We start from the raw sequence: 22,902 nt of genomic DNA on the forward strand, positions 1-22,902 counted from the left end.
CTTGGGACGGCAAATCGTTTCCGGCGGCGCGATTTCACGCGGGACGGCGCGCACCTGCATCGGGAGCGGGCATGACAAAGGGGCGCCGCCTCGCTGCCGAGACGGCGCCCCCTTTCGCGCCGGGCGCGGGCGCTATGCCGCGCGCGCGATCAGAGCTCCTCGCCCGTGATCGTCGTGTATTCGCCGGTCGCGGACGCGGTGTTGGCCGCCATCGTCTCGTCCGGCGAGGGGACGAGGCCGATCGAGGCCAGCGGACCGTCCTGGCCCCAGCTTTCCGCCCACTCGGCCAGGAATTCCTTGAGGCCGGGGATCGCGTCGAGGTGCGCCTTCTTGACGTAGACGTAGAGCGGGCGCGCGCCCGGGTACTGGAAGCTGGAGATATTCTCGTAGGTCGGCTCGACCCCGTTCATCGGCAGGCCCTGGACCTTGCCGGCGTTCTCCTCGAGGTAGGAATAGCCGAAGACGCCCACGGCCTTCGGGTTGTTGCCGATCTTCTGCACGATCAGGTTGTCCTGTTCGCCCTGGTCGACATAGGCGCCGTCCGAACGCACTTCGGTGCAGATCTGCGCGTGGCGATCCTCGTCGCTTTCCTTCAGCGCTTCCATCGCCGGGTCGGCATCGCAGCCGACTTCGAGCACGAGTTCCTTCAGCGCATCGCGCGTGCCCGAGGTCGAGGGCGGGCCGTAGACGAGGATCGGCTCGTCCGGCAGCGAGGGATCGACATCGGCCCAGGTCTTGGCCGTCTGCTCTTCGCCGTAAGGGCGCGCGGCAATCGCCTTGTAGACGATTTCCGGGGTCAGGTTCATCATGATCCCGCCCTGGGCCGAGGCAAAGGCGATCCCGTCGAGGCCGACCTGCAGCTCGATGATCTCCTCCACGCCGTTGGCCTGGCAGGTTTCGAACTCGCTCTGCTTCATCCGGCGCGAGGCATTGACCATGTCGGGCGTGTTCGGCCCCACCCCTTCGCAGAACAGCGCGATGCCGCCGCCGGTGCCGGTCGATTCGATCAGCGGCGAGCGGAAGTCGGGATGCGCGCGGGCGAAGTTCTCGGCCACGACCTTGGCGAAGGGATAGACGGTGGACGAACCGACCGCGCGGATCGAATCGCGCGTGCCGCCGGTGCCCGGGGCATCGCCGCAGGCCGAGAGCGAAAGCGCCGCGACGGCGGCGAGACAGATGGACTTGGTGAACTGCATTTTCTTACCCCTTGCAAGGTTGGGATCGGCTCTCGGGTATGAGCGATCCATGACAACTACATGACATGTGCGGGCGCGGTTTCCGCCCCCGATCAGAAATCGATCTGCGCGCGGACGCCGAAGGCATCGACGCCGTAGGACCGCTCGCCCCCGGCGGCGGGAATGGCCGCGCCGCGATACTCCATCCGGCCATAGTTGGCCATCAGCCGGGTATGGTCGGTCGGCGTCCAGACGAGCGAGAGGGCATAGCCATCCTGCGTGCCGCCAACGATCGCGGCCTCGGAAAGGTCGAGCCGGTCGTAACGCAAGTTGACCTGGATCGCGCCGAAGCCGCCTTCGCCCACCGGGCTGGCCGGCTTCACCCGGTCGAACACCCCGCGCTTGTACCCGCGCGTGTCGCCGCGGGTCAGGAACAGGCCGACTTCGGCATAGCCGCCGAAGAACGTCGGGTCGGCCAGGGCCCCGGGGCGATCGACTTTCTGCCAGAACCCTTCGGCCGCGGCGTGGAACGGCCCGGCGATCGCGGCCGCTTCCAGCCCCATGCCCAGCTCGCTGTCCGCCGCGAACCGGCCGGTGTCGATGAAGCGCGTATCGGTGAAATGGACGAAGGGCCGCTGGCGATAACGCAGCGTGGTGCCGCTTTCGTACTCGGCATAGTGGAGCGACCCGCCGAGGTGGAGCTGCGCCCCGCCCAGTTCGGGCATCGCGACGAGCCGGCCGTCCACGCTCCAGTTGCGGTTCGAAAGGTCGTCGGCATTGTCGCCGAACACGCCCGCCTGGACCAGCCAGCCATCGGCCGCGTATTGCGCCGAGAGGCCGACGCGCCGCTCGAAGCCGAAGGCGTCGGTGAAGGCGGCGCGTTCCATCGTCGAGATGAAGCGGCTGCTGGTCAGTTCCTCCAGCCCCTGGAACGTGTTGTGTTGCCCGGCCGAAACGGTCAGCCCGCCGTCGCCGTAAGTCGCGATGGCATCGGCGATCTCGACCTCGCCGCCGGCGAAATCGAGCTCGAACTTGTAGCCGAAGCCGCCCGGGATATCGCCCTCGACGCCGAGCCGGGCGCGGCGGATCTCGCTGCCGAAGCCATCCTCCACCCCGGTCGCGGCGGGGGCGGCGATGGTGCCGGCATCGATCTGCAGGCGCCCGCGCGGCTTGAAGCTCCACCCGCCTTCGCCCTCTATCACCGGCGCGCCTTTCCAGCGGATCGTGGTCCCGCCCCTGCCGGCGGGTGCGCCGCCGGAAGCGCCTTCAGCGTGCGCGTTCGCCGGATCGGCGGCGGCAGTTGCATCGTCCGCCGGAACGGCGGCAGTTACATCGTCCGCCGGAACGGCGGCAGGCGCATCGTCCGCGGCGGCCAGTTCGGCCTCGAGCGTCTCGATCCGCGCGGCCATGCGGGCCATCTCGGCGCGCATCGCGGCCAGCTCGCGGGCAGTCTCGCTCGCCGCGGGCGGCGTCTCCTGCGCGATGGCCGGGGCCGCGGCGAGCGGCATGGCCGCGAGGACGAGGCCGGGGGCGAACAGAATGTTTTTCATTTCGGTTACCCTTTTACGACCGGTTTCTAACCGGTTGGCGGCGCCCGTATGCCTGTTTTGTGACGCTTCGATGACAGATTGCAGACGGGCGATCGCCGCGCGCGACCATCGGGGGCGCCCATCGCAGGCGGCGCTCGGGCGCTTCGGGCCCTTCCCGTCGCGCCTGTTGCGCGCGCGCCACCCCCGCGCGCGCGCCGGTGCCCCTCGCCGTAGCGGCAGGTTGCGGCGCGCTAGTTTCACTTGTAACGGCGCCGCAGCGAGGAGACCCGAGTCATGCGCATTGGCTGCCCCACCGAAATCAAGAACCACGAATACCGCGTCGGCCTGACGCCCGAGAGCGCGCGCGAGCTGATAACGCATGGCCACGAGGTCTGGATCCAGAGCGGCGCGGGCAACGGCATCGGCGCCGACGATGCCGAGTATCGCCAGGCCGGCGCGACGATCAAGGACGGGCCGGAGGAGATCTTTGCCGAGTGCGAGATGATCGTGAAGGTCAAGGAACCCCAGGCCGAGGAACGCGCCCGCCTGCGCGAAGGCCAGGTGCTGTACACCTATCTTCACCTCGCGCCCGACGCGCCGCAGACCGCCGACCTGGTGAAAAGCGGCGTGACCGCGATCGCCTATGAAACGGTGACCGGCCCCGACGGCTCGCTGCCGCTGCTCAAGCCGATGAGCCAGGTCGCCGGGCGGATGAGCGTCCAGGCCGGCGCCACCGCGCTGGAGAAGGCCCAGGGCGGGCGCGGCGTGCTGCTGGGCGGCGTGCCCGGCGTTCTGCCGGGCAAGGTCCTGGTAATCGGCGGCGGCGTGGTCGGCTTCAACGCCGCGCAGATGGCGGTCGGCCTCGGCGCCGACACGACCATCCTCGATCGCGACCCGGCGGTGCTCGAACGGGTCGGGATCCACTTCGAAAGCCGGGCCAAGACCCGCTTTTCCAACAAGGCCAACCTCGAAGACGCGGTGTGCGAGGCCGATCTCGTCATCGGCGCGGTCCTGATCCCGGGCGCGGCGGCACCCAAGCTGGTCTCGCGCGAGTTGCTGCGCTGCATGCAGCCGGGCGCGGTCCTGGTCGACGTCGCGATCGACCAGGGCGGCTGTTTCGAAACCAGCCACCCGACCACCCACGCGGACCCGACCTACGTGGTCGACGACGTGGTCCACTATTGCGTCGCCAACATGCCGGGAGCGGTCGCGCGCACCAGCACGTACGCGCTCAACAACGTGACCCTGCCGCACGCGCTGCGGATCGCCGACCTCGGCTGGAAAGAGGCCATGCGCCGCGATCCGCACCTCGCCGAAGGGCTGAACGTCCATGCCGGCAAGGTGACCTATGCCGCGGTCGCGCAGGAACTGGGCTACGATTACCACCCGGTCGCCGAGGTCCTGGCCTGACCCGTTCACGCCGGCCGGCCCCGGAACAGCGCCTGCGCGCCGCTTAACGGGGCGATAACCCGCACGCCCTAACGCTACGGCATGGGCGGGAATTCCATCCTGGGGGCAGCCGTCGCGGCGGCCCTGGCGATGATCGCTGCGCTGGCCACCCCGGCGGCGGCCCATCCCTGCCCGCCTGCCGTCTCCACCGTCAGCGTCCTGGCCGACCTGCCCGGCGATGCCGTCCTGCCCTGCACCGCCGCGCCCGCCCGGTTCCCGGCCGAAACGCTGGCGCTGCAGTTCGAACCGGACCCGGCTGGCCCGCCGCCGCGCTACCTGCTGATGAACCTCGGCCGGTTCGACCGGGTCGCCTTTACCGTGGAGGGGCGCGACGGCTCCGTCGCCCGGTCGAGCGTGCCGATGGCCGATGCCATCGCGACCAGCGCCGGCCCCACGCTGGCCCTGCCGCTGCCGCGCGCGAGCGCGCCGCCGGCCCGGGTCGAGGCGCGGATAGAGGGGCTGTCGCACAAGGCCAGCCTCGAGAGCCTGCACCTTTCGAGCGAGCGGCCCGACCGGCGCCCCGGCCACGTCGGGCGGCTGGCGCTGATCGCGGTGCTGATCGGGATGCTGGCCATGCCGATCGTCTTCGACGCGCTGTTCTGGCGCGTGTTGCGCGATCGCTTCATCGTCTGGCACGCGGCCATGACCGCCTGCTTCATCCCGCTGGTCGCGCTGCGCAGCGGGATCGTGAACGAATGGTTCGCGCTGGATCCGATGGCCTGGCGCGCGGCGACGATCATGACGTTCGGCGCCGCGATCGCCGCCTGCCTGCTGTTCACCCGCCATTTCATCGAGGCGGACAAGCTCGGCGCGCGCCAGGCGCGGGCGATGGAATGGGCCGCGGCCTGGGCGCTGGCCGTCTCCGCGCTGCAGACGCTGTGGCCCGAATGGATGGTCCCGGCGGGCCTGCCCCTGCACGGGATCGCGCTGCTGCCGGTCATGGTCCTGTGGTTCCGCGTCGTCGGCAGCGCGCTCGCCCGCGGCAGCCGCGCGGTGCGGTTCCAGCTGGTGGGCTGGATCCCGCTGACGATCGTCTTCCTGGTCGAGATCTCGACCGAGCTGATGCCGGGCGTGCCCGCGGTGCGCACGCTGGACCTGTTCTACCTCGGCCTGGTGTGCGAGGCGACGGTAACCGCGCTCGGCGTGACCGACCGCTTCCTGACCCTGCGGCGCGAGCGCGACAGCGCCCGCCGGGTGGCGGCCGAGCTGGGCGACCTGGTCGAACGCGACCCGCTGACCGGGCTGATGAACCGGCGCGGCCTGGCCAAGCGCTTCCCGCAGCTTCGGGCCGAGGGATTCTCGACCTTCGCCCTGCTCGACCTCGACCGGTTCAAGGACGTCAACGACACCTTCGGCCACGCGGCCGGCGACGAGGTCCTGCGCACGGTCGCGGCGGTCCTCGCCGGCGAGCGCAAGCGCCATTCGGTCGCGGTGCGCATGGGGGGCGAGGAGTTCCTGCTGTTCCTGCGCGGCGAACGCCCGACCGAGCGGGCCGAGCGGATCCGGCGCACGATCAGCCTGCGCGTCGCGCGCGAGGTCACGCAAATCGACCGGGTCGTTACCGCGAGCATGGGGATGATCGAGATCCCCGACGGGGTGCCCGACACGATCGGCTTCGACGAGCTCTACGCCCGGGCCGACAAGCTGCTTTACGAAGCGAAGGAAGCCGGTCGCAACCGGTCGATGCACGAGCGGCTGACGCTGTTCGCCGCCGGGGGCACGGCGGCCGGCGCAGCCGCCTGAACGCGGTGCGGGCGGGCGCGATCAGCCGGGGCGGAACGGCGCGACGACATCGGCGCGCACCCGCACGAGGCGGCCGCTCGCGCGGTCGAGCATGGCCCAGGTGGTCGCGGCCGAAACGATGACCTTGCCCGCCGCGTTGCGGAAATCGACCCGCCGCAGCGAAGTCGCGCCGCGCGGATCGCCCTCGATCCAGGTCTCGCCGGCGACCTCCTCCCCCGCCGCGACATTGCCGCGATAGTCGATCTCGTGCCGGGTCACGACCCAGGCGAAGGCGCGGGCGTGTTCGGGCCTTGCCGCAGCGTCCCAGTGCGCGGTGGCGATATCCTGCACCCATTGCACCCAGACCGTGTTGTTGACGTGGCCCATCACGTCGATGTGGCCCGGCAGGGCGGTGAAGGTCATGCGGAAAGGGCCGTTCATGCCTACGCCGCCCCGGATTCGGCATCGGTGCCGGCCATGCCCATCTGCCACAGGATGAAGGCGAATTCCTCGGCCGCTTCCTCGAGGCTTTCGAACCGGCCCGACTTGCCCCCGTGCCCGGCGCCCATGTTGGTCTTCAGCAGCAGCTCGTTGTCGTCGGTCTTCAGCGCGCGCAAGCGCGCGACCCACTTGGCCGGTTCCCAGTAGGTCACCCGCGGATCGTTGAGCCCCGCGGTGACCAGGAGCGGCGGATAGTCCTGCGCGCGCACGTTGTCGTAGGGGCTGTAGCTGCGGATCAGGTCGAAGGCCGCCTTGTCCTCGATAGGATTGCCCCATTCGGGCCATTCGCCCGGCGTCAGCGGCAGCGTGGGGTCGAGCATCGTGTTCAGCACGTCGACGAAAGGCACGTGGGCGACGACCGCGCCCCACAGCGCGGGGTCCGAATTGATCACCGCCCCCATCAGCTCGCCTCCGGCCGACCCGCCCGAGATGCTGATCTGCCCGGCGCGGGTATAGCCGCGACCGATCAGCCCTTTCGCCACGTCGACGAAGTCGTTGAAGGCATTGGTCCGCCGTTCGAGCTTGCCCGCCTTGTACCAGGCGCGGCCCAGGTCGTCGCCGCCGCGAACATGCGCGATGGCATAGGCGAAGCCGCGATCGACCAGGCTCAGCCGGCTGGTGGAGAAGCCGGGCGGGATCGCGATCCCGTAGGCGCCGTAGCCGTAGAGGTGGAGCGGCCCGGCTTGCGGCCGATCGGCGCGATAGACGATCGAGACCGGGATCGGGGTGCCGTCGCGCGCGGCGATCTCCAGCCGCTCGGTGCGATAGAGCGTCGCGTCGTAGCCGGAGGGGATTTCCTGCACCTTGCGCACGTCCAGCCGCCGTTCGGCCACGTGGTAGTCGTAGACGGTCGAGGGGCTGACCATGCTTTCGTAGGAAAGGCGCAGCACCCCGGTCGCGAACTCGGGGTTGTTGCCCAGCGCGGCGCTGTAGCTCTCTTCGGGAAAGGCGATCGGTTCGACCCGCGCGGGATCGTCGTAATAGCGCACCTCGATCGTATCGAGGCCGCCCCGCCGGCCCTCGACCACGTAGAAATCGCGGAACAGCTCGAACCCGGTGAGGTAGAAGCCGTCCGAACCGGCGATCAGCGTGGTCCAGTCGCCCGGCCGCGCGAGCGGCGCGGTGGCGAGGCGGAAGTTCTCGTGCGTGTCGTTGGCATGGACGAACAGCGTCTCGCCATGCACGTCGACATCGTATTCGACGCCTTTCGCGCGTTCGCGCACCAGCAGCGGCCCGGCCAGCGGGTCGTCGGCCGGAACCAGGCGGACCTCGCTCGTCTCGTGGTCGCTGCTGCCGATCACGACCCATTTTTCGTCTGCCGAGAGCGACGAGCCGACGCGAAAGCCCTCGTCGTCCTCGTGATAAAGCTCGACGTCATCGGCCAGCGGGCGGCCCAGCCAGTGGAGCCGGGCATTGTCGGTCCGCCACTGTTCGTTGGCGAGCGAATAGATCAGCCCCGTGTCGCCCGCGACCCAGACCAGGGCCGACAGCGTGCCGGGAATCTCGTCGGGCAGCATCGCCCCCGTCGCCAGGTCCTTGACCCGCACGGTGAAGCGTTCCGATCCGTTGTCGTCGATCGAAAAGGCCAGCTTGGTGCCATCCTGGCTGACCGACAGCGCGCCGACGCGGAAATAGGGCTTGCCCTCGGCCAGGGCCGGCTCGTCGAGAATCAGCTCGTCGGCGCTGCCGTCGTCCGGCGCGCCGACCGGGCGGCGCCACCATTTCTTGTACTCGGCCCCTTCCTCGAACTCGATCCAGTAGAGCCAGTCGCCGTCCTTCTGCGGCACCGAGCGGTCGGCTTCCTTGATCCGCGCGCGCATTTCGCCGAACAGGGCATCGACCAGCGGGCGATGCGGCTTCATCCGCGCCTCGAACCAGGCGTTTTCCGCCTCGAGGTGGGCGAGCACCGCCTTGTCGGTCACCGCGGGATAGCCGGGATCGCGCAGCCAGGCGTAATCGTCGGAAATCTCCACCCCGTGATGCGTTGTCGTCACGGGGCGCCGTGCCGCCACGGGGGGGCCGGACGGGGAATGTTCGGTGGCATGATCCATTCCGCGGCTCTATGTGGGCCACGAAAGGACCGCAACCATGCTGATGCAAACCCACGAAAGCCGTCTCGCCGCGCTGCGCGAGGAACTGAAGCGCCGCGGCCTGGACGGTTTCGTCGTCCCGATCTCCGACGAACACATGAGCGAATATATCGGCGGCTATGCCCAGCGCCTGGCCTGGCTGACCGGGTTCGGCGGATCGGCCGGCAGCGCCGTCGTCCTGGCCGACAAGGCGGCGATGTTCGTCGATGGCCGCTACACGATCCAGGTCCGCGAACAGGTGGACGGCAACCTCTACGACTATTGCCTCGTGCCCAAGGTCTCGATGGGCAGGTGGATCGCCGACAACGCCCCTGCCGGCGCGAAGATCGGCTTCGATCCCTGGCTCCATACCAAGGGCTGGGCCGACCAGGTGGGCAAGGCGCTGGCCAGGAAGGGCAGCGAACTGGTCGCGGTCGAAAGCAACCCGGTCGATGCCGTGTGGGACGATCAGCCCGAACCTTCCACCGCCCCCGCGCTGGTCCACGCGGACGAGCACGCCGGCCGCTCGAGCGCGGAAAAGCGCGCCGAAGTGGCCGACTGGCTGAAACAGGAAGGCTACGACGCGGCGGTCGTCTCGGCGCTCGATTCGATCGCCTGGCTGCTCAATATCCGCGGCACTGATGTCGAGCGGACCCCGGTCGCCCTGTCCTACCTGATCGCGCACGACGACGGCACGGCCGAGCTGTTCATCGCGCCCGAAAAGGTCACGCCCGAGCTGGAAAAGCACCTCGGCAACGCGGTGACGATTCGCGCGCGCAGCGAGTTCGACGGGGCGCTTTCGGCGATGAAGGGCAAGACCGTCTCGGTCGATCCCGATTTCGGCGTCGCGGCGATCTTCCGCCTGCTCGAGGAAGGCGGGGCGACGCCGGTGGCCGAGCGCGACCCGGTGATCCTGCCCAAGGCGATCAAGAACCCGGTCGAGCAGGAAGGGCACCGCAAGGCGCAGGAACGCGACGGCGCGGCGGTCGCGCGGTTCCTCCACTGGCTGTCGGTCGCCGCGCCCCAGGGCGGGGAGACCGAGCTTTCGGCGGCTGCCAAGCTGCAGGAATTCCGCCAGGCGACCGGCCTGCTGAAAGACAACAGCTTCGACACGATTTCGGCCGCCGGCCCGCACGCGGCGATCCCGCACTACCGGGTGGACGAGGATTCGAACCTGCCGATCGAGCCGGGCAGCGTGTTCCTGTGCGATTCGGGCGGGCAGTACCTCGACGGCACGACCGACATCACGCGCACGGTGTGGATCGGCACGCCCGATGGTTCGGCCGCCCCCTCGGCCGAGCAGAAGGATCGCTTCACCCGCGTGCTCAAGGGCCATATCGCGATCGACCGCGCGGTCTTCCCCCAGGGGACCAACGGCAGCCAGCTCGATGCTTTCGCGCGCCAGTTCCTGTGGCAGGCGGGGGTCGATTACGGTCATGGCACCGGGCATGGCGTGGGCAGCTTCCTCGGCGTGCACGAGGGGCCGCAGCGGATCGCCAAGTCCAGCGGCGGCCAGGCCGGCACCGGGCAGGAGCTGTTCGCCGGGATGATCCTGTCGAACGAGCCGGGCTACTACAAGGGCGGCGAATACGGCATCCGGATCGAGAACCTCGTCCTGACCGTGAAGCGCGAGATCGAGGGCGGCGAGGGCGAGTGGCTGGGTTTCGAGCCGCTGACGTTCGTCCCGATCGATCGCACCCTGGTCGATCGCGCACTCCTGACCGAGGACGAGATCGCCTGGTGGAACGATTACCACGCGAAAACCCGCGCGATCCTCGCCCCGCAGCTCGAAGGCGAGGTGCTGGCCTGGCTGGAGGAAGCCTGCCGGCCGCTCTAGCCGCGCGCCGGGCCGAGCCCGCCGTGGCACGGCGACGATCCCGCCCGATCGCGGGGCGCTTTCGCGCGCGCCGATGTTCTGCTAATGTTCCGACCTGGCGAGTCGCTGGCAAGGGAGAGAGGCGATGATCGGTTACGTGACACTGGGGACCAACGACCTGCAGGGCAATGCCGGGTTCTACGATGCCATCGCGAAAGAGATGGGCGTGGGCCGGATGATGGACTTCGACACCTTCATCGCATGGGGCCAGTGGGACGGCGGCGCGGGCATCGCGCTGACCCGGCCCTATGACGGGCAGGCGGCGAGCGTGGGCAACGGCACGATGGTCGCGATCGAGGCGAAGGACCCGGACCAGGTGAAGCGCCTGCACGAGATCGCGCTGGCCAACGGCGGCACCGACGAAGGCGCGCCCGGGCCGCGTGGCGAACCCGATGGCGAGGGCCGGACCTTTTACGCCGCTTATTTCCGCGATCGCGACGGCAACAAGCTCAACGCCTTCTGCATGGTGAAGGGCTGATGCCCGCGCGGCCGATCGCCCGTTTCCCGGTCCACCTCGGCCGCGGGGCCACGGCCGTGGCGGAGCCGGAATTCACCGGGATGGAATGGTATGCCGACTACGCGCGGCGCCATGCCGGGGACGGGGCCGAAGGGCGGCTGGTCAGCTGGTCGCGCTTTACCGGGCCGTGGGAGTCGTGGGAAATGCACCCGGCAGGCGACGAAGTCGTCCTGTGTCTCGCCGGGCAAATGACCCTGCACCAGGAGCATGCCGACGGGTCGCGCGACACGGTCACCCTGCGCCCCGGCGAATATGCGATCAACCCGCCCGGCACCTGGCACACGGCCGATATTGCCGGGAATGAGGCGACCGCGCTGTTCATCACCGCCGGCGAGGGGACCGAACACCGCCCGCGCTGACCGGCTTGCGCGGTGATGAACGGCCGGCGCGCGGTGCGACAATCCGCGACAATATCGCCCCGGTCCGGGATAATCCTGCGACAATGCGCCCCTAGAAGAGGCACCACGAGCTGCGGGCCCTGCCCGGACCAATCCCTCCCCCCCTTCCGGCGGGTCCGCGGCTCAACCCTTTCGCCCCTTCCAGTGGAGCCGACGACATGAAGACAATCGCCCTTCCCCTTTCCGCCGCCGCGCTGGCGCTTGCCGCCGGCACGCTCGCCCATGCCCAGGCCGACCGCGCCCCGCGCGGCCCCGATGCCGACGGCAACGGCGAAGTGACCCGCGCCGAGATGACCGCGCAGGCAGAGCGCATGTTCGCCCGCCTCGACGCCAATTCGGATGGCCGCATCGATGCCGCCGACCGCGCCGCCCGCCAGGCAGAGCGCTTCGCCCGGCTCGACGCCGACGGCAATGGCGAAGTGACGCAGGCCGAGATGGACGCTGCCCGGGCCGAACACCGCGCGAAGCGGGCCGAGCGGCGCGAGGCGCGCGCCGAACGCCGCGAAGCGCGCCGCGCCCAGCGCTTCGCGCGGATCGATACCGACGGCAGCGGCGGCATCTCGCAGGCCGAAATGCAGGCCGCGCGCGATACCCTCGGCAAGCGGGCCCGCGGCGAAGAGGCCCGCGAACGGCGCAAGGGCCATGGCCACAAGGCCGGCCGGCGCGGCGGCAGGAAGGCCGGCATGGCCATGCTGCGCCGCGCCGACAGCGATGGCGACAAGGCGGTGAGCCGGGCCGAGTTCCTCGCCGCGGCGGAGAAGCGCTTCGCCCGCGCCGATGCCGACGGCAACGGCGTGGTCACCGCCGCCGAACGCAAGGCCGCGCGCGAGGCCCGGCGCGAGACCATGCGCGAGCGGACCGAGCAGCGCCGCGACGCGCGCCGCCCCGGCTGACCGGCCGGCGCTTGATCCGCGCCGCCACGCAGGTCTAGGCCCGCGCGATGAACGACACCGCGACCATCCGCCTGCTGCTCGTCGATGACGAGGCAAGCCTGCGCGAACCCCTGGCCGACTATCTCGTCCGCCAGGGGTTCGTCGTCGAACAGGCGGCGGATGCGGCCGCGGCGCGCAGCCTCCTGCTGGGCGAGGCGCCCGATCTCGTCCTGCTCGACATCATGATGCCGGGCGAGGACGGGCTTTCGCTGTGCCGCCACCTGGTCGAATCGCGCGAGATCCCGGTCATCTTCCTGACCGCCAGGGGCGAGGCGACCGACCGCATCGTTGGCCTGGAAATCGGCGCGGACGATTATGTCGTCAAGCCGTTCGAGCCGCGCGAGCTGGTCGCGCGGATACGGTCGGTCCTGCGGCGCGCCAGCCGGCCGGCCCCGGCGGCCGAGGACGATGCCCATTACCTGTTCGAAGACTGGCGGCTGGACCCGCTGAAGCGCAAGCTGACCGATCCCGACGGGGCGCTCGTGCCGATCTCGACCGCGGAGTTCCGCCTGCTGCGCGCCTTCCTCGACCATCCGCGCGCGGTGCTCGACCGCGATCGCCTGCTCGACATGGTCCAGGGGCGCGAGGCGCACCTGTTCGATCGCGCGGTGGACAACCAGGTCAGCCGCCTGCGCCGCAAGATCGAGGAAGACAGCCGCAACCCGCACTTCATCCAGACCGTGCGCGGCGGCGGCTATCGTTTCGCCGCCGACGTGCGCCGCGTGGCGCAGGACCAGGGCTGAACCGTGCGGCTGTGGCCACGAAGCCTGCTGGGCCAGATGCTGCTGGCGGTGGCCGCGGTCCTCCTGCTGGCGCAGGCGATTTCGGCCACCTTGCTGTGGCGCGCGGCCGAGGCGCGGCGTGAAGCGGCGGTGCTGAACGCCGCCGCCTTCTCGCTCGTCGTGCGCGGCCGGGACGGGCGCGAGGAGCGCGCGCTGCGCACCCCGCCGCGCCGGCCCGACGATTCCTTCGTCCGCGCGCTGCGGATCGAGCGGAGCCCCGCCTTCGCGCCCCTGCCCGGCGACGTGGCCGACGCGGAACGGGCCGAGGCCCTGCGCGCGATGGTCGAGAGCCACGGCGTCGCCGTGTCCGACCTGGCGGTCTTCGTGCGGCCCCTGGCATCGGACCCCTATCTCGCCACCCGCCCCCGGCTGCGCGCGCGCCTGCTGCGCGGTGGCGGGGACCGGCCGCGCCTGCTGGTCGCCGCGCTCAAGGCGCAGGGCGCGCAGGAATGGGCCGTCGCGCGGGTGCTGATCCCGGTGCGCCAGCGCGGCGTGCTCGGCTCGATCCTGTTCCAGACCCTGGTGATCTACCTCCTGCTGGTCGGGCTTCACTTCCTGCTGCTGCGTCGCATCACCCGGCCCCTGGCCGCGCTGACCGCGCGGACCGAAAGCTTCGCGCGCGATCGGAACGCCGACGGGCAGCTCGAAGCGCGCGGCCCGCACGACGTGCGCCGCCTGATCGCCGCGCACAACGCGATGGAGGCGCGCATTGCCGCCCTGCTGGACGAGAAGGACGTCATGCTCGGCGCGATCGGGCACGATCTGAAGACCCCGCTGGCGGCGCTGCGCGTGCGGATCGAATCGGTCGAGGACGAGGCCGAGCGCGCGAAGATGGCCGCCGGGATCGAGGACATCACCCGCTCGCTCGACGACATTCTCTCGCTCGCCCGCGTCGGCCGGGCGAGCGAGGCGCCCGAGCGGGTCGATCTCGCCGCGCTGACCGCCTCGGTGGTCGAGGAGTTCGAGGACATGGGCGACCCGGTGACGCTGGGCCCCACGGTGCGCGCCGCGCGCCCGGTCCACATCACCTGGCTGCGGCGCGGGCTGCGCAACCTGATCGCCAATGCCGTGCGCTACGGCGGCGCGGCCGAAGTCTCGCTGGCGCGCGAGAGCGGGCACCTGGTCCTGCGGGTCGAGGATCGCGGCCCCGGCATCGCGCCGGGCCGGATCGCCGACATGATGGAGCCGTTCACCCGCGGCGAGGCCTCGCGCAACCGGGAAACCGGCGGCGCCGGGCTGGGGCTGACGCTGGCCCGCGCGATTGCCGAGCAGCACGGCGGCGAGCTGGCCCTCGCCAATCGCGACGGCGGCGGGCTGCGGGCGGAGATTCGCCTGCCGGCCGGCTGACCGGCCGCGCGCCTAGCGCATCAGTCCGCCGATCAGGTTCCGCACGAACCGGCCTGCCAGCGGCCCGGCAAGATCGGTCGCGATCGAGCCCAGGCCCGAAGTCGCCGCCGTCTTCATCGGGTTCGCGCGCGAACGCCGGCCGGTAATCGTGCTGGCCGCGATCGCCGCGCCCGAACTGGTCGCGGCGCCGATCGCGCGCTTCATCGCCTTGCTCCAGATCGATGTGCTCTTGCGCGGCCGCTTCTCCACTTCCTCGCGGCCCTTCTCCTCCACTTCCTCGGCCGTGGCGGCGGCATCGGCGGCCTTCTGCGCCAGCACTTCCTCCGCGCTTTCGCGGTCGATCGCGGTATCGTATTTCCCGTCGAACGGGCTCACCGACTGGACGATCGCGCGTTCCTTGGCCGTGATCGGCCCCAGCCGGCTGCGCGGCGGCTTGATCAGCGTGCGCTGGACGACCGAGGGCGCGCCGTCTTCGAGCAGGGTGGAAACCAGCGCCTCGCCCACTTTCAGCTCGGTAATCGCCTGCTCGACGTCGAGGTCGGGATTGATGCGGAACGTCTCCGCCGCGGCCCGGATCGCGCGCTGGTCGCGCGGGGTGAAGGCACGCAAGGCGTGCTGCACCCGGTTGCCGAGCTGGCCGGCCACGTCCTCGGGCACGTCGATCGGGTTCTGGGTGACGAAGAACACGCCCACCCCCTTCGAGCGGATCAGGCGCACGACCTGCTCGATCTTCTCTTCCAGCGCCTTGGGCGCATCGTCGAACAGCAGGTGCGCCTCGTCGAAGAAGAACACCAGCTTCGGCTTGTCCGGGTCGCCCACCTCGGGCAGGCTCTCGAACAGCTCGGCCAGGAGCCAGAGCAGGAACGTCGCGTAGAGCTTGGGGCTGCGCATCAGCTTGTCGGCCGCGAGCACGTTGACATAGCCGCGCCCCTGCTCGTCGCACTTGAGGAAATCGTCGATCTCCAGCGCCGGCTCGCCGAAGAAGCGATCGGCCCCCTGGCTCTCGAAGCTGAGCAGCTGGCGCTGGATCGCGCCGACGCTGGCGCGGCTGACATTGCCGTACTTCGCGCTCAGCTCCTTCGCGTTTTCGGCGCAGTGGGCCAGCATGGCCTGGAGGTCGCCGAGGTCGAGCAGGAGCAGGCCGTTGTCGTCGGCATGGCGGAACACGATCTGCAGCACGCCTTCCTGCGTGTCGTTGAGATCGAGCAGCCGCGCGAGCAGCAGCGGCCCCATTTCGGAAATCGTCGTGCGGATCGGGTGCCCCTGTTCGCCGTAGAGATCCCAGAACACCGCCGGATTGTCGGAATAGGCATAGTCGTCCATGCCCAGTTCCTTCGCCCGCTCCTCCAGCTTGTCGGCGTTCTTGAACGTCGGCGATCCGGCCATGGCAATGCCCGAGAGGTCGCCCTTCACGTCGGCCACGAAGACCGGCACGCCTTTGGCGGAAAAGCTTTCGGCCAGGCCCTGCAGGGTCACCGTCTTGCCGGTGCCGGTCGCGCCCGCGATCAGCCCGTGGCGGTTGGCCCGCGCGAGGTTGAGGACCTGTTTCTCTCCGTTGTCGGCCAGCCCGAGAAAGATCTCACCCACTGCGCAAACCTCCCGCCTTGATGCCGCCATGGCATGGCCCACCCCGTCGGGCACGGTCAAGTTCCCGGCTTGGCCAATTTTCCCCGCGCCCCTAAGGCAGGGCGAATGGCGGACCACGCTCCTTTCGTATTGCTCGACGACGCCCGCGGCGACGGCGCTGCCGACGCGCGCCTCTACCAGGGGCCGGAGGAGGTCTTCGTGGCCCGGCGCGCGCAGGACGTCGCCGGCGTGCTGGAGGCCGCCGACAGCGCCCGGCGCGAACGCGGCGGCTGGCTGGCCGGGTTCGTCGCCTACGAGGCGGGGCTGGCGCTCGAACCCCGCCTCGCCCCGCTCGCGCAGCGGCGCGCCGGCGCGGCCGGGCCGCTCGTCTGGTTCGGCCGGTTCGCGCGCGAAACCGTGATCCCGGCGGGCCGGGTCGGCGAATGGCTGGCCGGCGAGGCGGAAGGCGCGGCCACGCTCGGCCCGCTCGACCCGCAGGTTTCGCCGGGCGCCTATGGCGAGGCTTTCGCCCGCCTGCAGGAGGCGATCGGCGCGGGCGACATCTACCAGGCGAACCTGACCCTGCCGCTCGCCGGATCGTACCGCGGCGATCCGCTCGCGCTCTATGCCGCGCTGCGCCCGGCGGGGCAGGCCGGTTACGGCGGCGTCGTGTTCGACGGGCAGCACTGGTTGCTGAGCCTCTCGCCCGAGCTGTTCGTTTCGCTGAAAGGGCGCGAGGCGCGGGCCCGGCCGATGAAGGGCACCCGCCCGCGATCGGACGATCCGGCGCGCGACGATGCACTGGCCCGGGATCTGGCCGGGTCGGAAAAGGACCGGGCCGAGAACCTGATGATCGTGGACCTGCTGCGCAACGACCTGTCGCGCGTGGCCGAGCCGGGCAGCGTCCAGGTCGATGCGCCGTTCACGGTCGAGACTTACCCCACGGTCCACCAGATGGTGACGACCGTGCGCGCGCGGCTGGCCGAGGGGCACGGCGCGGCCGACCTCGTGCGGGCCATGTTCCCCTGCGGCTCGATCACCGGCGCGCCCAAGATCCGCGCGATGGAACTGATCGCCGAAGTCGAGCGCGACGCGCGCGGCCCCTATTGCGGCGCGATCGGGCGGATCGGCCCGGCCGAGGGGGAGAGCGCAGACGATGCCGCGTTCAACGTCGCGATCCGCACGCTGCGGCTGACCCCGGTGGAGAATGCGCAAGGCACCGCCGTGCTCGGGGTCGGTTCGGCGATCGTGGCCGACAGCGCGCCGATGGCCGAATGGCGCGAGGCCGTGCTGAAAGGCGGCTTCGCCCGGCGCAGTTCCCCCGGCCACCGCGCGCCGGGCTTCGACCTGGTGGAAACCATGCGCTTCACCCCGGAGGAAGGGATCGCGCTGATCGAGCTGCACCTCGAACGGATCAAGGCCAGCGCGGCCGCGCTCGGCTTCGCGTTCGATCGCCATGCCGCGCGCAACCGCATCCAGGCCCTGTGCTTCGAGCTGGAGCGCGAATCGCGCGTGCGCCTGCTCGCCGCGCGCGGCGGCGCGATCGCGCTGGAGGCCGGCGACATGCCCGAACCGCCGGGCGAGCCGGTGCCGTGCATCGCGCTGCCCCTGCCGGTGGACCCGGGCGACTGGCGCCTGCGGCACAAGACGAGCGATCGCGGGTTCTACGAGGAAGCGCTCGCCGCCGCGCGCGAGGCGGGGGCCGCGGAAGCGATCTTCGTGCGCGAGGACGGGCTGGTGACCGAAGGCAGCTTCACCAATCTCTATCGCCCCGGCTCCGGGGCGCTGGAAACGCCGCCCGAATCGCTCGGCCTGCTGCCGGGCGTGGGGCGCACGGCGTTGATCGAAAGCGGCCGCGCGCGCGAGGCGCGGCTGACCCTGGCCGACCTGGAAGGCGGGTTCCTGATCGGCAACGCCCTGCGTGGCCTGATGAAAGCACGACTGGCATGACGATCGACATTCTCTTCGAAGACGGCGAGGCGCTGGTGATCGACAAGCCCGGCGGGCTGCCGATCGAGCGGCCGCGCAAGGGCGGGCCCGCGCTGGAGGATCACCTCGATTCGCTGAAGCTCGGGTTCCAGCGCGCGCCGGTGGCGGTGCACCGCCTCGATACCGATACGTCCGGCTGCCTGCTCCTGGCGCGCAATCCGAAGGCGCTGAAGCGCTTTGCCCGCGCGTTCGAGGAACGCCAGGTCGCCAAGCGCTACCTCGGCATTCTCGACGGCGAGCCGGGCGAGGAGGAAGGGACGGTCGAACTGGCGCTGAGCAAGATTTCCAGCGCCGACAAGGGCTGGCGCATGATCCCGGCGCGCAAGGGCAAGCCGTCGCTGACCCACTGGCGCGTGGTCGCGCGCCGCGGCGGGCGCACGCTGGTCGAGTTCACCCCCGAAACGGGCCGCACGCACCAGATTCGCGTCCACGCGGCGAGCGGGATCGGAATGGCCCTGCTGGGCGACCCGGTCTATGGCAGCGGTAAGGGCGCGCCGCGCACGATGCTCCATGCCGCGGGCCTGTCCGTCACGCGCGGGAACAAGCCGCCGGTCGACGCGACGGCACCCCTGCCGCCCGATTTCGCCGCGCTCGGGTTCGGCGATGGGTAGGATCCTCGATCGCGCGCTGGAGATCGCGGAGGAGAAGTTCATCGCCGCGAGCGGGCCGGGCGGGCAGAACGTCAACAAGGTGGCGACCGCGGTGCAGCTGCGGGTGGACGTATTCGCGCTGGGCCTGCCGCCCGACGCCTTCGCGCGGCTGAAGGACATCGCCGGCAGCCGACTGACCCAGGGGGGCGAGATCGTGCTGACCGCGCGCGAATACCGGACCCAGGAACAGAACCGCGAGGCCGCCCGCGAACGGCTGGCGGCCCTGCTGAAAGAGGCGCTGACCCCGCCCGCCCGCCGCGCGAAGAGCCGGGTGAACCGCGTGGGCAAGGTCAAGCGGCTCAAGGCCAAGAAGGCGCGCGGCGCGGTCAAGGCCGGGCGCGGCAAGGTCGACTGGTGACGGCGCGCGCTTGACTTTCGCCGGTGAATCGCCCAATGGGCGCGCCGGAAGGGCGGTGCCGTGCGCGCCGCCTGTATTTTTTCGGGCAGGTCCGGCGCACCGGGCGGCCCCCATCGATCTTTAGGAACACGCCATGGCGAAGCCCGCAACCGTCAAGATCAAGCTCGTCTCGACCGCCGACACGGGCTTCTACTACGTGACGAAGAAGAATCCCCGGAACATCACCGAGAAGCTGACCTTCCGCAAGTACGATCCCGTCGCGCGCAAGCACGTCGAGTTCAAGGAAGCGAAGATCAAGTAAGCTGAATCGCCGGAACCGGATCAATTCAGCGGCGGTTCAATGCTCCAGCCCTAACCGACGGAGCATGACAGTGCACGAGATCACCCTTTCCCCGCTGCGCCGCCTGGCGCGCGGAATCGCCTCTTTCCGGCCCGCCCGCCATCCGCGCGCGCTCGCCGTCGCGGCCGCCCTCGCGCTGGTCGCGCCGGCCGCCCTCGTCGCCCCCGCGGCGCCGGTCGCCGCGGCCGAGGGCGATCTCGACCGGGCCGTCGCCGCGCTGCGCGGCATCTCCACGATGAAGGCCGACTTCACCCAGACCGACCGCAAGGGGCGGACGGTTTCCGGGGTGATGACGCTCAAGCGGCCGGGCAAGATCCGCTTCCAGTACGAAGAAGGCGTGCCGCTGCTGCTGGTTTCGAACGGCAAGTCGTTCACCATGATCGATTACGAGGTGAACCAGGTCGAACGCTGGCCGATCTCCGATTCGCCGCTCGGCGCGCTGCTCGATCCCGCGCGCGACGTGAAACGCTACGGCAAGCTGGTCCCGACCGAGCACCCCGATGTCGTCGGCGTCGAGGTGCGCGATCCGGACAAGCCGCAGTTCGGGGTGATCACGCTGATCTTCACCCGCAACGCCTCGGCCCCCGGGGGCCTGCAACTGACCAACTGGGTCGCGCTCGACGTGCAGAACAACCGCACGACTGTGCGCCTGCGCAACCACCGCTACGGCATGTCGGTGCCCGACAGCGCGTTCACCTACCGCGATCCGCGCCGCTCGACCCGCCGACCGGGGTGAACGACTGCGCGCCGCGTCGTTCATGGCCTGCGACGAGGTGCGGCCGCTCGTTCATTGGTTAGAAAGCCGGCCATCCCTATCTTGTGCCTTGCAAGTCGGTGCGAGGCGGGTTTCCCCCCTGTTGCCCTGACCTCGCGACAACGCCGCCTTGCAACAGCGTGACGAACGCTAACATGGAACCCTCGTGCCAATGCCCCCGGCACGAGGGTTTTTTGTTGTCCGCCAGCCGGCCCGGCCGCGCGCCGGGCATCCCCCGGCTTGCCGCTGGCGGCCGGGACACCTAAGGCCGGGCCCATGCTTTCCATTGCCACCTGGAATATCAATTCGGTCCGCCTGCGTATCGAGCAGGTCAAGCGCGTGATCGAGGAACAGTCCCCCGACGTCCTCTGCCTGCAGGAAATCAAGTGCCAGGAAAGCCAGTTCCCGGCCGCCGCGCTGGCCGACATGGGCTACGTCCACCAGGCCGTGCACGGGCAGAAGGGCTATCACGGGGTGGCCACGGTCAGCCGCATCCCGATGCGCGAGTTTTGCCGCCACGACTGGCAGGACAACGGCGAGGCGCGGCACGTCGGGGTGGAGCTGCTCGGCCCCGGGCAGAACGTCGTGCTGGAAAACGTCTATATCCCGGCCGGCGGCGACGTCGCCGACCGCGAGGTCAATCCCAAGTTCGGGCAGAAGCTCGACTTCCTCGGCCGGATGACCCGCTGGGCCGAGGCGATCGACCGGCCGACGCTGATCGTCGGCGATTTCAACATCGCGCCGCTGGAATGCGACGTCTACGATCACAAGGCCCTGCTCAAGGTCGTCAGCCACACGCCGATCGAGGTCGAGACGCTCGGCCGGTTCCGCGACGCCCATGGCTGGGTGGACCTGGGGCGCGAGTTCATCCCCGCGCCGGAACGGAATTACTCGTGGTGGTCCTATCGCAGTTTCTGGCGCCAGAAGGACCAGGGCCGGCGGCTCGACCACATGTGGGCCAGCCCCGATCTCGCGCGCCAGGCGACCGGGCACCGCTTCGTCGAGGAAACGCGGCGCTGGGAAAGCCCGAGCGACCACGTCCCGCTGGTGACGGAGTTCGCGCTCTGAGCGCGCCGGCGCCCGGCCCTTCGCCCGCACGGCGGGTGGCGCAGGCGATCGATGCCCTGCGCCACGGCTGGCCGCTGGCGATGGAGGGCGGGCCGCTGTTCCTGCCGGTGGAAACCGCGATCGCGCGCCGGGCGCAGGCGCCGCGAATGCTGATCTCCGCCGCGCGCGCGGAAACGCTCAAGCTTGCCAACCAGCGCGAGGCGGCCGAACCGCACGCGCCGGTGTTGATCCACGGGGCCGAGCCGTTCGACCTCGGCAGCGCGCTGCCGGTGGCCGATCCGGCGCTGGACCTGCGCAGCCCGCTGAAGGGGCCGTTCCGCGCGGAAGACATCGCCTGGCCCGACCACGCGCTGGCCGCGCTGGAACTGGCGCGGATCGCGGGCATTCTGCCCGCCTTCCTGGTCGACCCGGTGAACGCGGGCGAGCCGCAGCCGGTCGCCCCGGCTGACCTGGTGGAATGGGCCGACAGCACGGCGCTGGCGATCTCGACCCGGGCGCGGCTGCCGGTCTCTGCATGCGAGGACGCCGAGATCGTCGCCTTCCGCAGCGCCGACGACACGCGCGAACACGTCGCGCTGGTCATCGGGGAGCAGCGATCCGACGCCGCCCCGCTGGTGCGGCTCCATTCCGAATGCCTGACCGGCGACATTCTCGGCAGCCTCAAGTGCGACTGCGGCCCGCAGCTCGACGCCGCACTGCACGCGATGGCGGACGAGGCGCGGCGCGGCGGCTGGGGCGTCCTGCTCTACCTGCGCCAGGAAGGGCGCGGGATCGGCCTCGTCAACAAGTTGCGCGCCTATCGCCTGCAGGACCAGGGCTTCGACACGGTCGACGCCAACCGGCGGCTGGGGCTGCCCGACGAGGCGCGCGATTTCCCGGTCGCGGCCCGGATGCTGGACCTGCTCGGCGTGCGCGAGATCCGGCTGATGACGAACAACCCGGGCAAAGTCGATGCGCTGGCCGCCAGCGGCATCACGGTGGCCGAGCGCGTGCCGCACCAGTTGCCCGACAACCCGCACAACGCCCGCTACCTCGCGACCAAGCGCGACCGTTCGGGCCACCTGCTGACGTGAGCGTCGCGATCCGACCCGAGCGCGCCGGCGACGAATGCGCGATCCACGAGGTCGTGCGCGCGGCCTTCGACGGCCATCCCCACAGCGACGGTAGCGAGCCGGCCATCGTCGATGCCCTGCGCGCCGACGGCGACCTCTCGATCTCGCTGGTCGCGGAAGACGGCGGCGCAATCGTCGGCCACGTCGCCTTCTCGCCCGTCGCGATCGCGGACGGGGGCGAAGGCTGGTTCGGCCTCGGTCCCGTCGCGGTCATGCCGCCACGCCAAGGCGAGGGCATCGGCGCGGCGCTGATCGAACAGGGCCTGGCCCTGCTGCGCGAGCGCGACGCCGCGGGCTGCGTCGTGCTGGGCGAGCCGGATTATTACGGCCGGTTCGGCTTCGCGCACGATCCCGGCCTGGCATTCCCGGGGCCCCCGGCCGCCTATTTCCAGCGCCTCGTCATGGCAGGGAACGCTCCGCGCGGCGTCGTGACCTACGCCCCCGCCTTCGGCTGACCGGCGCGCGCTAGCGCAGCTGGCTGTCCTTGCTGCCGCGGCGGTTGATGCCGGAAGACCGGACGGCGGCGTCGCGCTCCGCCTGGCAGGCGATGCAGGTGCGCACGCCGGGCAGGGCCTGGCGGCGTTTTTCGGGAATATCCTCGCCGCAGATGTCGCAATACTCGGCGCTCTCGCCGCGCGGCATGCGCGTGCGCGCGGCCTCGACCGCGTCGTTCACCGTGTCGTCGATCTGGTCCTGGACGGCCCCGTCGCGGGCCCAGCCGCCTGCCATTGCCCTTCCCCTTTCACCCCCACAACCGCCGGGCGGCGC

22 protein-coding genes are annotated in these 22,902 nt (G+C 70.5%); 16 read left to right on the forward strand and 6 right to left on the reverse strand.

The features are described 5' to 3' along the window. Nucleotides 1-149: 149 nt before the first annotated feature. Both T8T98_RS14005 and T8T98_RS14010 read right to left on the reverse strand, forming a co-directional pair. Nucleotides 150-1,196 carry a substrate-binding domain-containing protein gene (locus T8T98_RS14005; RefSeq protein ID WP_251104719.1) on the reverse strand — a complete coding sequence of 349 codons (1,047 nt, stop codon included), beginning with the start codon at nt 1,194-1,196 and terminating at the stop codon, nt 150-152. Nucleotides 1,197-1,288: 92 nt separating this feature from the next. Next, a complete protein-coding gene (locus T8T98_RS14010) occupies nt 1,289-2,725 on the reverse strand; it encodes an OprO/OprP family phosphate-selective porin (RefSeq protein ID WP_251104718.1) in 1,437 nt (478 codons plus the stop codon). 273 nt (nt 2,726-2,998) lie between these two features. Between T8T98_RS14010 and ald the strand changes: the two genes are divergently transcribed. After that, entirely contained in the window at nt 2,999-4,114 is a 1,116-nt protein-coding gene (gene ald, locus T8T98_RS14015) for an alanine dehydrogenase (protein ID WP_160734547.1), read from the forward strand. A gap of 81 nt (nt 4,115-4,195) precedes the next feature. Further along, complete coding sequence (locus T8T98_RS14020) at nt 4,196-5,896, forward strand: GGDEF domain-containing protein (protein ID WP_251104717.1); 1,701 nt, start codon at nt 4,196-4,198, stop codon at nt 5,894-5,896. A gap of 21 nt (nt 5,897-5,917) precedes the next feature. Here T8T98_RS14020 and T8T98_RS14025 read toward each other — a convergent pair whose 3' ends face one another. Together T8T98_RS14025 and T8T98_RS14030 are read right to left on the reverse strand one after the other, a co-directional pair. After that, nucleotides 5,918-6,316 (reverse strand): acyl-CoA thioesterase, encoded by a 399-nt coding sequence (locus tag T8T98_RS14025; protein WP_251104716.1) that lies wholly within the window; start codon nt 6,314-6,316, stop codon nt 5,918-5,920. Nucleotides 6,317-6,318: 2 nt separating this feature from the next. After that, the gene (locus T8T98_RS14030) at nt 6,319-8,427 is read right to left on the reverse strand and encodes a S9 family peptidase (protein WP_251104715.1); all 2,109 of its coding nucleotides are present in this window, start codon (nt 8,425-8,427) and stop codon (nt 6,319-6,321) included. A 37-nt stretch (nt 8,428-8,464) separates the two neighbouring features. Here T8T98_RS14030 and T8T98_RS14035 point away from each other — a divergent pair, with 37 nt between their 5' ends. From T8T98_RS14035 to T8T98_RS14060, 6 genes are all read left to right on the forward strand, one after another. Beyond that, the gene (locus tag T8T98_RS14035) at nt 8,465-10,282 is read left to right on the forward strand and encodes an aminopeptidase P family protein (protein WP_251104714.1); all 1,818 of its coding nucleotides are present in this window, start codon (nt 8,465-8,467) and stop codon (nt 10,280-10,282) included. A gap of 124 nt (nt 10,283-10,406) precedes the next feature. Then, complete coding sequence (locus T8T98_RS14040) at nt 10,407-10,799, forward strand: VOC family protein (RefSeq protein WP_251104713.1); 393 nt, start codon at nt 10,407-10,409, stop codon at nt 10,797-10,799. Further along, entirely contained in the window at nt 10,799-11,197 is a 399-nt protein-coding gene (locus T8T98_RS14045) for a cupin domain-containing protein (RefSeq protein ID WP_251104712.1), read from the forward strand. The genes T8T98_RS14040 and T8T98_RS14045 overlap by 1 nt, the downstream gene beginning before the upstream one ends. Nucleotides 11,198-11,394: 197 nt before the next feature. After that, complete coding sequence (locus tag T8T98_RS14050) at nt 11,395-12,129, forward strand: EF-hand domain-containing protein (RefSeq protein WP_160734540.1); 735 nt, start codon at nt 11,395-11,397, stop codon at nt 12,127-12,129. Between the two features lie 47 nt (nt 12,130-12,176). Beyond that, entirely contained in the window at nt 12,177-12,911 is a 735-nt protein-coding gene (locus T8T98_RS14055; protein ID WP_160734539.1) for a response regulator, read from the forward strand. A 3-nt stretch (nt 12,912-12,914) separates the two neighbouring features. Beyond that, nucleotides 12,915-14,297, forward strand: coding sequence for a sensor histidine kinase (locus T8T98_RS14060; RefSeq protein WP_251104711.1), 1,383 nt, complete (start codon nt 12,915-12,917; stop codon nt 14,295-14,297). A gap of 12 nt (nt 14,298-14,309) precedes the next feature. Here T8T98_RS14060 and T8T98_RS14065 read toward each other — a convergent pair whose 3' ends face one another. After that, nucleotides 14,310-15,884, reverse strand: coding sequence for a helicase HerA-like domain-containing protein (locus T8T98_RS14065; protein ID WP_251104710.1), 1,575 nt, complete (start codon nt 15,882-15,884; stop codon nt 14,310-14,312). Nucleotides 15,885-15,989: 105 nt separating this feature from the next. Here T8T98_RS14065 and pabB point away from each other — a divergent pair, with 105 nt between their 5' ends. From pabB to T8T98_RS14105, 8 genes are all read left to right on the forward strand, one after another. Continuing rightward, complete coding sequence (pabB, locus tag T8T98_RS14070; RefSeq protein WP_251104709.1) at nt 15,990-17,813, forward strand: aminodeoxychorismate synthase component I; 1,824 nt, start codon at nt 15,990-15,992, stop codon at nt 17,811-17,813. Beyond that, the gene (locus T8T98_RS14075) at nt 17,810-18,463 is read left to right on the forward strand and encodes an RluA family pseudouridine synthase (protein WP_251104708.1); all 654 of its coding nucleotides are present in this window, start codon (nt 17,810-17,812) and stop codon (nt 18,461-18,463) included. Before pabB ends, T8T98_RS14075 begins: the two co-directional genes overlap by 4 nt. Continuing rightward, on the forward strand, nt 18,456-18,860 hold the full coding sequence (gene arfB, locus T8T98_RS14080; RefSeq protein ID WP_160734535.1) for an alternative ribosome rescue aminoacyl-tRNA hydrolase ArfB: 405 nt from the start codon (nt 18,456-18,458) through the stop codon (nt 18,858-18,860). Before T8T98_RS14075 ends, arfB begins: the two co-directional genes overlap by 8 nt. 133 nt (nt 18,861-18,993) lie before the next feature. Continuing rightward, on the forward strand, nt 18,994-19,161 hold the full coding sequence (gene rpmG / locus T8T98_RS14085; protein WP_160734534.1) for a 50S ribosomal protein L33: 168 nt from the start codon (nt 18,994-18,996) through the stop codon (nt 19,159-19,161). Between the two features lie 103 nt (nt 19,162-19,264). Further along, nucleotides 19,265-19,936, forward strand: coding sequence for a LolA family protein (locus T8T98_RS14090; protein WP_407675124.1), 672 nt, complete (start codon nt 19,265-19,267; stop codon nt 19,934-19,936). A gap of 294 nt (nt 19,937-20,230) precedes the next feature. Next, on the forward strand, nt 20,231-21,022 hold the full coding sequence (locus tag T8T98_RS14095; protein WP_251104706.1) for an exodeoxyribonuclease III: 792 nt from the start codon (nt 20,231-20,233) through the stop codon (nt 21,020-21,022). 35 nt (nt 21,023-21,057) lie between these two features. Further along, complete coding sequence (ribA, locus tag T8T98_RS14100) at nt 21,058-22,095, forward strand: GTP cyclohydrolase II (protein WP_251104705.1); 1,038 nt, start codon at nt 21,058-21,060, stop codon at nt 22,093-22,095. After that, entirely contained in the window at nt 22,092-22,589 is a 498-nt protein-coding gene (locus tag T8T98_RS14105) for a GNAT family N-acetyltransferase (RefSeq protein WP_251104704.1), read from the forward strand. The genes ribA and T8T98_RS14105 overlap by 4 nt, the downstream gene beginning before the upstream one ends. A gap of 10 nt (nt 22,590-22,599) precedes the next feature. On the opposite strand, the gene T8T98_RS14110 is transcribed toward T8T98_RS14105, so the two are convergent. Then, on the reverse strand, nt 22,600-22,863 hold the full coding sequence (locus T8T98_RS14110) for a DksA/TraR family C4-type zinc finger protein (RefSeq protein ID WP_160734530.1): 264 nt from the start codon (nt 22,861-22,863) through the stop codon (nt 22,600-22,602). Nucleotides 22,864-22,902: the final 39 nt, after the last annotated feature.

Source organism: Pelagerythrobacter marinus (genome assembly GCF_034375205.1).
In the GTDB taxonomy this organism is placed as follows: domain Bacteria; phylum Pseudomonadota; class Alphaproteobacteria; order Sphingomonadales; family Sphingomonadaceae; genus Pelagerythrobacter; species Pelagerythrobacter marinus.

Coding starts and splice junctions, on each gene's coding strand:
- T8T98_RS14005 (WP_251104719.1), bottom strand. CDS start 1,196: ATGCAGTTCACCAAGTCCATCTGTCTCGCCGCCGTCGCGGCGCTTTCG.
- T8T98_RS14010 (WP_251104718.1), bottom strand. CDS start 2,725: ATGAAAAACATTCTGTTCGCCCCCGGCCTCGTCCTCGCGGCCATGCCG.
- ald (WP_160734547.1), top strand. CDS start 2,999: ATGCGCATTGGCTGCCCCACCGAAATCAAGAACCACGAATACCGCGTC.
- T8T98_RS14020 (WP_251104717.1), top strand. CDS start 4,196: ATGGGCGGGAATTCCATCCTGGGGGCAGCCGTCGCGGCGGCCCTGGCG.
- T8T98_RS14025 (WP_251104716.1), bottom strand. CDS start 6,316: ATGAACGGCCCTTTCCGCATGACCTTCACCGCCCTGCCGGGCCACATC.
- T8T98_RS14030 (WP_251104715.1), bottom strand. CDS start 8,427: ATGGATCATGCCACCGAACATTCCCCGTCCGGCCCCCCCGTGGCGGCA.
- T8T98_RS14035 (WP_251104714.1), top strand. CDS start 8,465: ATGCTGATGCAAACCCACGAAAGCCGTCTCGCCGCGCTGCGCGAGGAA.
- T8T98_RS14040 (WP_251104713.1), top strand. CDS start 10,407: ATGATCGGTTACGTGACACTGGGGACCAACGACCTGCAGGGCAATGCC.
- T8T98_RS14045 (WP_251104712.1), top strand. CDS start 10,799: ATGCCCGCGCGGCCGATCGCCCGTTTCCCGGTCCACCTCGGCCGCGGG.
- T8T98_RS14050 (WP_160734540.1), top strand. CDS start 11,395: ATGAAGACAATCGCCCTTCCCCTTTCCGCCGCCGCGCTGGCGCTTGCC.
- T8T98_RS14055 (WP_160734539.1), top strand. CDS start 12,177: ATGAACGACACCGCGACCATCCGCCTGCTGCTCGTCGATGACGAGGCA.
- pabB (WP_251104709.1), top strand. CDS start 15,990: ATGGCGGACCACGCTCCTTTCGTATTGCTCGACGACGCCCGCGGCGAC.
- T8T98_RS14075 (WP_251104708.1), top strand. CDS start 17,810: ATGACGATCGACATTCTCTTCGAAGACGGCGAGGCGCTGGTGATCGAC.
- arfB (WP_160734535.1), top strand. CDS start 18,456: ATGGGTAGGATCCTCGATCGCGCGCTGGAGATCGCGGAGGAGAAGTTC.
- rpmG (WP_160734534.1), top strand. CDS start 18,994: ATGGCGAAGCCCGCAACCGTCAAGATCAAGCTCGTCTCGACCGCCGAC.
- T8T98_RS14095 (WP_251104706.1), top strand. CDS start 20,231: ATGCTTTCCATTGCCACCTGGAATATCAATTCGGTCCGCCTGCGTATC.
- T8T98_RS14110 (WP_160734530.1), bottom strand. CDS start 22,863: ATGGCAGGCGGCTGGGCCCGCGACGGGGCCGTCCAGGACCAGATCGAC.